8 protein-coding genes are annotated in these 11,306 nt (G+C 41.4%); all 8 read right to left on the bottom strand.

Annotation, left to right across the window (positions count from 1 at the left end; all coding sequences use genetic code 11):
- Window positions 1–186: 186 nt before the first annotated feature.
- Window positions 187–552: an Imm41 family immunity protein gene (locus Q0R37_RS12815; RefSeq protein WP_294754890.1), complete on the bottom strand. Its 366-nt coding sequence runs from the start codon at window positions 550–552 to the stop codon at window positions 187–189.
- 32 nt (window positions 553–584) lie between these two features.
- Window positions 585–2,186 carry a CotH kinase family protein gene (locus tag Q0R37_RS12810; protein WP_294754889.1) on the bottom strand — a complete coding sequence of 534 codons (1,602 nt, stop codon included), beginning with the start codon at window positions 2,184–2,186 and terminating at the stop codon, window positions 585–587.
- A gap of 510 nt (window positions 2,187–2,696) precedes the next feature.
- Window positions 2,697–3,635 carry an ATP-binding protein gene (locus tag Q0R37_RS12805; protein WP_294754887.1) on the bottom strand — a complete coding sequence of 313 codons (939 nt, stop codon included), beginning with the start codon at window positions 3,633–3,635 and terminating at the stop codon, window positions 2,697–2,699.
- A gap of 36 nt (window positions 3,636–3,671) precedes the next feature.
- Window positions 3,672–4,049: an immunity protein YezG family protein gene (locus Q0R37_RS12800; RefSeq protein ID WP_294754886.1), complete on the bottom strand. Its 378-nt coding sequence runs from the start codon at window positions 4,047–4,049 to the stop codon at window positions 3,672–3,674.
- Complete coding sequence (locus tag Q0R37_RS12795; RefSeq protein ID WP_294754885.1) at window positions 4,046–4,753, bottom strand: DNA/RNA non-specific endonuclease; 708 nt, start codon at window positions 4,751–4,753, stop codon at window positions 4,046–4,048. The genes Q0R37_RS12800 and Q0R37_RS12795 overlap by 4 nt, the downstream gene beginning before the upstream one ends.
- On the bottom strand, window positions 4,753–8,358 hold the full coding sequence (locus Q0R37_RS12790; protein ID WP_294754883.1) for a DUF87 domain-containing protein: 3,606 nt from the start codon (window positions 8,356–8,358) through the stop codon (window positions 4,753–4,755). Before Q0R37_RS12790 ends, Q0R37_RS12795 begins: the two co-directional genes overlap by 1 nt.
- Window positions 8,359–8,384: 26 nt before the next feature.
- Window positions 8,385–10,760, bottom strand: a complete 2,376-nt coding sequence (locus Q0R37_RS12785) for a dynamin family protein (RefSeq protein WP_294754882.1) — start codon at window positions 10,758–10,760, stop codon at window positions 8,385–8,387.
- 182 nt (window positions 10,761–10,942) lie between these two features.
- The coding region (locus Q0R37_RS12780) for a hypothetical protein (protein ID WP_294754881.1) at window positions 10,943–11,306 on the bottom strand (364 nt) is incomplete at its 5' end.

Raw genomic sequence — 11,306 nt, 5'->3', positions numbered from 1 at the left:
TACCTGTAGAAAGGTCGATATAGCCAAGAATGGGCAGATTTGCTACCCAATAATTTTCTTTTGTACCGTGGGCGCTGGTCAGACCGCCTGAAGCGATGATAAATTCATGTATCTCATCACAGTACAGCTCCTTTACCTTTTTCGGGATCGTTTCAACTCCGATTTTTTTCATAATGGTATCCTCCTTTATCTTTGCAGTTCAAAAATGCTTTCATCGGCGATAGTTGCATTTCCGGCATAAAAAACGGAAACAGCATAGTCGAGTCTTTCTATGTATCCGTTGTATTCTGCGGGAAAGTTTTCAATGGTAAGGCTGTCAGTGGGAGAGAAATGCCAGATCATTGTTTTCAGCACATACTGATATATGCTGTTTACCTGCCTTGCAAGTTCCGGTTCGGTGAATGCCATACCTTTAAGGGCGATGATGCTGTCGTAGAGCTCCCAGAATTTCTCCTGTGAGAACAGATCTCTTTCGTGGAGAAAAAACATAAAGCTGTCATTTCTGCCCTTGTAGTTGTCGTATATTATTCTTTCAGCGTTAACAGTTTCCATATATGTCTCCTTGCAGTAACTTTTCAGATGCATTATTTATGCCACTGTGAGTTAAGAAACTCAATTCTTTTGCCAAGCCATTCAAGCAGACGTTCAGCTGAATCCTTTTCGGTCCAGCACTTCCTTTCGTCAGCTGAAAGCTCATCTATGAATTCTACCTTATCCTTATCGTTGTGCCATTTCTGGTAGTTCCTGCTGAATTCATCAGCAAGTACCTCTTTATCCGATCCTATCATCTGGCATACACGGCTGAAAACGCCGCTGTCGTAGGCTTTGGTCCACTTATCCCGGATAATATCCTGATACCAGTCCTCATAGGCAAGCAGTACGAACCACGGATTTACAGTATCAAGATCATAGTCCGGATCAGGAACTATTGCGGACGCATAGAATCCCTGACCGTCAGTACAGCGGGGACGGTTTGCCATTGAGGAATCGAAATCCCATGGAGCCTCGAAGGTGAGCTTTTTTCTGTGGTCATTGCTGAGATCGACGTCCATGTAGAAGCTGGACCATGCCAGATCAGCATCGCAGGCAAGCTCACTTATGATGTACATATCCGCAAGGGAATCAATATCGACTACGTTCTCCACAGCCTGCTGCGGAGTTATGTCACTGCTTTCGGAAATGCTCATATTGTCCGGACTGAAAACGTAGGCTTTATGGTTGTATGCGGCCTCGTACATTATCCTGTAGATATTATTGATATAGCCGGCGATGAAGTCGCGCTGCTGCCGGGAGTAAATGTCGCTTTTTATTGTGCAGCCGACCTCCCGTTCATGCTTGCTGCTGGTATTATTCAGGCATCTGACAGTTTTGCCGCTGCCGTTATTTCCGTCGTAGGGGATAAGCGGTGCATTGTCAGCGAAGTCCAGACTGAAACTGTGCAGGTCATCCTCGGTGTAGAAGTAGCCGTCGTACTCAAGAAAGTAGCCAATATCAGTACCGGTATAGTTTTCCTCAGCCACGGTGATGTTCACCCTGTTTTTCGCAGCCTGCTGCATTTCGGTGAGGAGATACAGTCCCATATATTCGCCGTTGACCTCCACCTGTACGAAATCAGCATCAGCAGCATACAGTCCGTCGGCACCGAGTATCTGCCGTGCAGCGTACAGAACTGCCTTATTGCGCAGCATTGAGCAGTCCTTGTATTCAGCAAGGAGCAGCCAGTTACGGAATGCGTTGGAGTTATTGAGTCCGAGCAGTCCCTGCTTTTCTGTGAACTTTATCCTGAGCGGCTTTTTGGGATAAACAGTAGTCCAGTTGCCGCGCACTTTTACCTGAGCATCAGCGCCGTCGATGAGCGTTTTGCCGTCAGTACCGCAGAGCGAAACAGAGCAATCCTCATAATAAGGCTCCGGAGCATCAAAGTCCGGCTCGAAGTCTCTTCTTATCCATTCGGTAACGTGTCGTGAGATAGGCTCAGTTACGAAGTCGGCAGCATTTGCAGCCTTGTTTTTGGTCTCAATGGATAAAACAGGCAGCGGTACTGTTTCCGGATCGTACTTGTCGTCAGCACTTAACGCAGCTATATGCGGTATACTTTCTTCTGTATCGTTTGTCTCAGGGATACTGCAGCTGAACAGCATAACAGCTGCCACAGGGATCAGGAGTATTCTCTTGATTATTTTCATGACGATAGTACCTCATAGTATTAAAATGGCGTTGATATTGCTCTCCCAATTAAACTTTGCCAACCAATGCTCAACATAAAGAAAATATATCTGTTGATTCATAGTGTAGTTACGCTCAATTGTGCCAATAGGGAATAAATGTATGCAGATATTATATCACATAACATAAAGAATTTCAACAATAATTACAAAAAACAGATGTCAGGAACAAATATTGCTCCCCCAATTAAACTTTGTCAGAAAGGCGAAGTCAGAAAGGAAATATATCAAGGAAGGAAAACGCAGGAATGCTTTCGCATTTCAAGTTTTTCTGACGCAGATATATTTTCTTTATGTTGAGCATTGGTTGGCAAAGTTTAGTTGGGGGAGCAATAAAAGAGGTACACATTAGGATTGCGCCCATATAGAAGTTTTATCACAGCTACTATAAGCAAGACCTTTACAGCAAGCTATGAAACAGAACAGGCAGAGTCGAAATCGGCTCTGCCTGTTTTTTAATATATAAATAGTTTATTTTTTACTTGCAGATTGTCTTGGCTGTGAGTCTATTACAAAAAGAAGAGGTGGGTCATCTCCTGCAGCCATCTTATTGTCATATAGTTCTTTTATTCTTTTTGTTCTTATTGGATTGCCAAGTTGAATATATACATAGATTCTATTTCGGGTGTTTTCAGCTTTTGCATATTCTTCAATTTGAACTTCAAATCCATGCAGATATTGATCATTTGTAGAGAGCTTTATTTCTATTACTGTCTTATCATTCCCACGGCTTAGTTTTAAGTCTAAAGCCCCAGGTCCTTCATTAGCTTCGAATGACATATCAATATTATTATTGATGCAGTAATCTCTGCCTTTTAAATCAATTAAGCGTTGTATATCTTTTTCTCTCGAAGCACTTGGAAATTCTTGAATCATTTGCCATCCCTTGTGCATTTCAACCCATTCTTTAAATGGTTCTAAGATTCTAAATGCTGCTTGATAACTACTAATTTGCGAACTGTCATCATGCATTAAAAAATTATAGACACCGCTTCTATTGATCTTTTTGTAGGCAGTAGCAGCTTCTCGGCTAACTATCATATCGTTAATTCGATAAAGTGCTACTCCTTTATATGTATGAGTAAGATTGCTTTTATCAACTGAAATGCATATAATTGATTTAGAATCAATGTCTATTATCTCAATTTGGAGTGTGATCGTAGGTACAATGGCAATTGGATTGTCGTTTTCCCTTTGAATCCTTGATTTAATTGCACTTATATAATGTGATTCACAGCCTATTATTTCCCCATTATCAGAAACACCCATTAATAGATGTCCGCCTTTGGTATTAGCAAAGGCACACATAACACGAAATATATTAGCGAAATCTTTGCATTTACCTGTTTTTAATTCTACGGTTGATGATTCGCCCTTGTTAATTAGCTTCATTACAGTTTGTTTATTCATAATACACCTCCCTTAAACGTTTTATTGGCAAATTCCTTAATTTATATACTTCTCCTTCCAACGCTGATAATATCCGATAGAGTTTTCGGAAATATCTTCATACTCATAATCAGCCTTGAAATTACCAGTATCGTCAACGACAAGTGTCATAACAGACCAAGTATCCTTCTTGCTCAATTCCTTACGAACAGGCATTATCTGACTGTCGATAACAGCAAATGCTTTTATTATATCTTTCTTGGATATGCCTTTGAGCTTAAAGCATTCAGTATATACTCCATCGCCTGAGTCAACAAAGTATTTCATACTATAGCTATTCTCGCCGTATTGTGCGTAGAATACTACCTTATGCCAATCATCGGGCAATACCTCCTGCAATGTATTGAATATGCTCTGATATGGAATATCTTTCATTTCACTTCACCTCTTGGATCATTGGAGAATACCTTGACAAATTCTTCTCCGTTAATAGAATAGCTTACTAAAAAGCTGCCAGGACGATATGAATCCCCAGGGTAGTTAAGATCAACTCGCATATGTACATCTTTCCCATTGTTCACTTCTTTTGCCAGCTGATTCTCTAAATCCTTGTATTCACGCTGATTTAATGCCGAATCTTGAGCGACGATGTTTTCCATACCATTAGACCCGTTAAACTGATCTCCGATAATATGTCCTCTATCATCTGTCTCTTTCTCATCGCCTTTTCCAATTTCAGATTTCGTATCTTTAATCTTACGATAACTATCATGATCTTTGACTTGGAGTTTGCCCTCAGCAGAAACTATTCTCCCATGATCGTCACTTTCATACTTATAACCATTGATTTCATAAGTATTATCTGCTACAAGATCATTATCGACACGATATACTTCGCCGTTATCATCGGTATAGTGTTTTGCGCCGTCAACTTCATAAACAGTATTAGGCTGTAAATTGCTATTTTCTCCGATTTCTTGTGGTATATCCTTTGCCTTAGCAGAGTTCTCGCCGATTTCCTTTGGTGCATCAGCATAGTTACTCTTATTTTCGCCTATCTCTTTCGGAACTTCAACAGGCTTGATTTCTGAAACCTTTGCAAGAGTAACATCAGATGATACATCTTTCATATTCATCATTACCTGATACCCCCATTCATTCCGAAATATTGGTATCTGCGAGCAATATCCGCACAAGTTTCCTCACGGTTAATAGCAATGCAGATATACTGCTGAACTGTATCTATCAACTTATCATCGCTGTCAAGCGAGAATACACTTCCAATAGACCGACGTACACGGCTGAGACCGACTTCGTTGTTTTCGGCGTTTCTGAGAAGCTTTGCGTTTCTATGTCCGCCGAATACATTATAAGCAACAATGAGCTTTTCTTCCTCGGTAAGCGATTCATCTGCAAGTCCTTTACGGAGGATACGCTTTGTGTTATCGCCGTTTTCAAGCCTGTTTATCCAATCAAGCACTTCTGCCTTTTCTTCGTCAGACAAAGCTATTTTTTCGGAAATGCCGTAAATATTCAGCATAAGATGATAAGCAGATATATTGCTCTCTTTCTTGTTGAAAGCATATTTACGCTCTTTATCGTATTTTTCAGACTTGCATAATACCGCTTCTATCCAATCGTTCTGATGAATAACTGCAACGAATGCAGGCAATTTCGCAAGTTCCTTGATCTGAACATCATTCAATGCTATCGACTTTCCGACAAGCTCACAATCATGTTCATCGGGAAGTCGGAAAATGATCTTGGTATTTGTGTTGCGGATAACTGCCTCATCAAGCATATCGGGAGCTTGGTCTGCAATGATAAAGCCTTCACCGTATGTACGCATCTCTGCAATCGCATTTGTGAGCATCTCAACAGACTTGCCCTGTAAATTCGATGATTCCTGCGCCTGAGCAAAAGAAGTTCGTCGGAGCAGATTGTGAGCCTCCTCCAATACAGTAATATGCTGTAAGCTCTCATTCATCTTATCGGGTTGCATACGGTATTCCTGCAACTTCATGATAAGAATGCCCATAATAAGCGATTTGGTTTCAACAGAACCGACTCTGCTTATATCGACAATGACATTCTTGTCAAAGAGAGCTTCATTGCTTATCTCCTTAGTAGAGCAGAATATCTCACCGTTGATACCGTTCGTCAGGGATTTTACTCTTGTTATCAAAGCTCCCGAATAGTCGCTCTTGGTATCTGCGGAATACAGGGACTCGCTCATAATATCGGGCAACACCTTTATCAAATCAGCGAATGTCGGGAACTCATCACTGTAATATGCAGGATTCGAGAATATCCAGCCTTTATCCTTATAAACCCTTTCAATGGCATCTTTCAAAACAGCAGGCATAGCTGCATACATGGGCCAGCAGGCATTGAAGATTTCCACAAGGCGGTCAATATGCTCCAGAACATTGATATGCTTCGGGAATGAGAACGGATTTATATGCAGAAGCTCGGTGTACATTGGATTAGTTCCGTATACGCTGACATCATCAAATCCACCGAGAACATTCTTGTATTCTCCCTTTGCAGGCTCGATAACAAGAAAATGCTTGTCCTCCTCATATATCTGTTCAAGCAGATTATAAATGAAATTTGACTTACCTGTTCCTGTTGAGCCTGTTATGAATGTATGAGCGCAAAGGCTGTCCATATCGAGCTTGACACGGATATTCTTATCCTCTTTACGCATATGATATACATTGCCTGCGATAAGAGTTTTGGGCATTTTCTCACTTGGCGGAGTGAATTTCTGAACTTCTCTGCCGAATGCAACGCTTTCAAGAACAGGCAGACCGCTGACAGATTTTTTCGGCAGATTAAGCGAATAAGCAAGCTCTCTGCCTGTAAGTGATACTGTTGCATTAACATGAGGCGGATACATAAGCCAATCCGGATCGAATGATGGATCATCTGGAGTAATATCAAGCTCAAATTCGGGATGCTGTAATCTCCTGATAAAATCCATGATGTTGGCTATATCGTCTTTCCGTTCCTCACGGTATTCCCAGAGATTAACAGCAGACTGCGACAGATATGAATTCTCGCCCTGTGTTAAGGCAAGATACATATGAGCAGTATTGTTGGCAATTATAGGGCTCTCAGACATAAAGTAGGCAGAGAAATCCCACATACCGAGTGCTGTACTCTGTTCTACACGCTTTATCTGCTTCTCTATAAGCTCAAGTGTGTTCTTGACATCATAATTCACGAAATTCTGTGTAAGAGCGTCATTCTTACCCATAAGAACGGTAACGTTGGATGAACGTGAGAAATTCACGCCAAAGTTCATACCTATATTTGTGGCTATACTATGAGCATTCGATGCCATTCTGCCTATTGTATCAGTAATAGATTTTCCCTTTGTTACTGTATCAGCAAGACCTTTAGCCGCAGTCTCTGCATGAGACAGTCCCTGAGTAGCGGTTTGGGTTATCGTATGACCTGATCCACTTGTATTGGTAGTCGATGTACCTGAACCAGTCGTATTTGTAGTGCTACTGCTTGTACCTGTTTGATTTGCAGTGCTATTGCTCGTACTTCCCGATGCACCGATACCAAAAGGAGTAATGTTTACATTTCCTGTTGCTGAATCAGTATCGGTAACAGAAGAATTTTCTCCTGCCATATTTGCAGTGCTTGTGTTGGTGCTTGTTCCTTGACTTGTTGATTGGTTAGTGCTATCGCTTGTGCCAGATGAGGTGCTACTGTTCGTGCCGTCTGTTGTGCTGTTATTGGTTGAATCTGTATGTGCCGTACTATTGCTGTCAGTAGTGCCTCTTGAACTATTCGTTCCCGTCGTTGCGGTGTCACCGATCTGTCTGCCTGCCGAACCGCCGAGATTTGCTCCGAATGTTGCCGATGAACCTACTGCTGTGGTCTCTGAAAGCGTGAATGTAGTTGACCACGTTGAGAATGGCGCTAACTTTGAATACAGCTCGCTGAGAGCATTTTTCCTTTCAAGCTGCTCTTTTACGGGTGTTGCAAGAAGAACAATAGTATATTCTTCAAGTTCACTGCTCGGAACAATACCGTCAATGAGCTTTTCCATACTTTGACTTATAAACTTTTCTGACTTCTCAGATGCTATATTGGACACGATAGCAACTGAGGACTTTTTTATGTCCTTTAAAACAGGAATAACGCCTGCATTCAGCTTGTCATGTGGCAGCTTCTTGATCTCTGCGCCGGGAAAGTTACCCAACAAGGACGATTCAAGTCGCTTTCCGAACATATCAGCGATATGAGGAGTATCTTTTTCGCTATTGTTGACAACTGCGAAATAAACCGTAGTATCGCTAACTCGGCGATTGAAGATGAGTGCGATATTGCAGTTTTCCTCTGAAAGAACATGATACATATTCGTGAGCTTATCAAGATTATCCTCAGTCGGATCAGTGACCCACTTTGTCACCTCAAAATAGCGGATACGGTTATCAAGACTTCTCTCATCATCAGCTTCACCGATAAACATCGGTTTGTAAAGCTCTGAAAGCTGAGGGAGATACGCTTCATAGGCTTCAATGGCATACGAGCCTAACAGTCTTTCGATGCTTTCGGGATCAGTCTCAGGCTTTTCCATGAGATAAGCATTACGCTTTTCCTCTATCTTTTCAAGCTGTGCAGAGCTTAGTCCCGAAGCCTTTGCGACAATATTACCGCCTTTGTTTGCGACTTTTCCTGCTATTTTACCTGCTCCGCTTTTGATAGTTGCCAATATAGCCATAGTGTACCCCCATTTCTATGAACCGCTTACTCTGCCTGTATTTCTAACAGACGGCAAACATAGTCCTTCGTATCTTCAAGTAATTTAAGGTGCTTTTTCTTTTCTTCGATGATCTGGTTAAGCTCTCCGATCTTTACTTCCCAATCATGGAGATCGGTGTTGAATGTACAAAGTTTTGTCTTGATGCTTGCAACAAGAGCCTTGCTCCACTCCTCAAAATATCTGCTGTTATTACTGCTTACACGCTCGATTTCCTGCATAACAACATCATCAAGCGTCTGAACAAGGTTTTTACAGCAAGTTCCGTTATCATATTTATCTTTGCCGAAGAATGTGCGCTTTACTGCGTGGATAGAGCGCAGATCAAATTCAACAACAGCTCTTGTCATGTTCTCCATGTTAAGCAATATAGAGTTCATAATAGCCTTCTGCTCATCATTAAGAACATCACTGTCGGTAATAATCCCCTTACAATCAGCCTTGAATGTCTCGGTAGCATTTTCCCAGAATGATCCGATAAGAGCGTTGGCGATAGAAGAAAATGCGTTAAGAAGTGCATTATATCTGTATCTAACCTTGCTTTCCATTCTGCGAAGTGCTTCATCCATATCGAAGCCCTGTTGTTCTTTCAATGCGGAAATATTCTTCCATTCCTGCTCAAACTCTGAATAAATGCTGAGCTTGCGGATTTGCAGGAAGTTTTTATATACAAGACCGTTCTGAGCCTTAAAGCCATCAAAGTTTTGCCCAATACTTTGTCTGAACTCAACTGATTTACTGCTCGCTGTCATACTTTGCTTGCTGTCAAGAGATTCGGCAAGGGTACGCTGTTTCTCATCGAATAGTGTCTGTGTAGAGATAAGCTCATCGTCACGTTTACGCTCAATTTCACGGACGTTATCCTCACAAAGCTGTATTGCCCTTTGCAGATATTCAGTGGCACGGCTGCATTTGTTACAAAGTGCATACCTGAGAGCATAATCCGATATTTCATGCTCGATACTTGCAAGACCGCTGTTGATGAAAAGAGTGGTATCGGATACAACACCTTCTTCAACAACAGGAGCGACTTCCTTGCTTTTATCAATGATATTATATTTGTACAGCACCTTATCGCCACGGGCGAATTTACGGCACCTGTCATCATAAGCGTCAAAAGCGTCTTCATCTATCCATGATGATTTATCATCGGGATCGTCTTTCTTACTTGCAAGAGCTATTACAGATGAGAGGAAGAATATCCTTGTAGATTTCCACTTGGTTATCTTCAAGCTCTGATAGCGTTCACGTTTTTCGGACAATGAGCTTGGTGTAAGTATATCTCCCTTATTTACAACAATGATCGCATTCGATGTATCTAAGGATTCTCCTGTCTCTTGGATAAGATCAAGAAGATTATTGTTATCGGTATAGTCCATTGTGTCGGGAGTAGTCAAGAGAATAAGCAAGGCGTTAGTCTGCTTGCTGAGTGACTCCCTAAGAATATCAAAATGCTTCTTGTTACTGTCGGAATTTGATCCGGGAGTATCATAGATAACAAACTGATAATGGCTATCAAAGTATGTCACCTGTCTGAAAGGTATGCTTATATCTATCCTGCCTATTTCTGTAAGCAGTTTGCCCTTGTTAAGCCAGTCAAGGAAGCGATGCATATTCTTAATTTCATTATCTGCCTTCCCATCTGTGAAAACTGCTCCGATCTCTGCATTGACCTCAGACGGACAGCTATCTGAAACAGTATACTCATCATTGCTGAATGATACGGTTATAGCTTGCCCAGATACCTCAAATGATATGGAGTATGTATCACTGCAAGTGATCTTAAACATCTTTGCGGTTGTCGGATCAGACGAGCTGGGCAATATCTCATAACCAATAAGGCTGTTGATAAACGCCGATTTGCCTGCACTGCAAAGACCTGTAACGCAGATAGCAATAGATTCATCTATGGTATCTCTGTACTTGCTTATCTCAGCAGCTATCTCGTCTTTGATATACTCACTATCTTCAAGAGTAGTGATAACATCATCAAATCGGGTTTCAATCTGCTGCATTACATAGGGAGCTTCATTGAAATACTGCTGATTCTTTTCGCTGACAATATTACAATCAGCGAAATATGTAGATATGACACTTTCTAAGGCATCATAATCGTCCTTGTTTCCGATGAAATCAATGTGAAGTCCTTTGTTGCCTGGATTAAAATGCTTGTTCAGAAGCTCGACAATCTCATATGCACGATTCTGGAATGATGTTTTTGTAAATTTATCATTTATCAGTTCTGAGCTGTATTCAGCGGAAAGCTCGCTGATATTGACAAAACTGTCGTTTTCATAGCATTCGTAGATAATCTCTTTGGTATAGGGATTACAAGTGATCCTCATCTTATATGCGTTTTCCATATTTACCCCCTGAACACATAAGTTTAGTAGCGCAATTCATAATCTGCAAATGTAACAATTTACAATTATTCATAATATATTATACCACAAATTTGGTGAAAAAGCAATCTGTTTCTGCAAAATTCTACAATATAAAAATGGATTCCACTGATCTTTTTTCAACAGCTAAACTCCCACCGGAATCAAAGATCTCTATCAGATAGATTTCTGACTTGCTTTCCCTGTTTCAAAGCATACTGCACAGTTTTATACGCTCCGCCGCTCTTATGTTGAATACAGCACACGACCAGGTCTGAACGGTCAACCATACACCTGTTACGGACTTGTATTGCGGATTTATAGTGTGCTTCGGACGAGTCGGCGCATATCTCAACTTCATCATAGTAATCCAGATAGCTCTGCTCGTTGTCACGGTACTCGGCTTTCATATATGGCAGCACAAGGATCAGCGACGTGTTGCCGTAGCCGGATTGCTTGGTTGCTCGCCTGATTGCCGATGCTGCCAAGTGGTCAAATTCTCCGTCCCGTCCGATGAGAAACTCAACA

Source organism: uncultured Ruminococcus sp. (assembly GCF_946415235.1).
GTDB lineage: Bacteria > Bacillota > Clostridia > Oscillospirales > Ruminococcaceae > Ruminococcus.
This window is presented reverse-complemented; position numbering and strand designations above follow the sequence as displayed.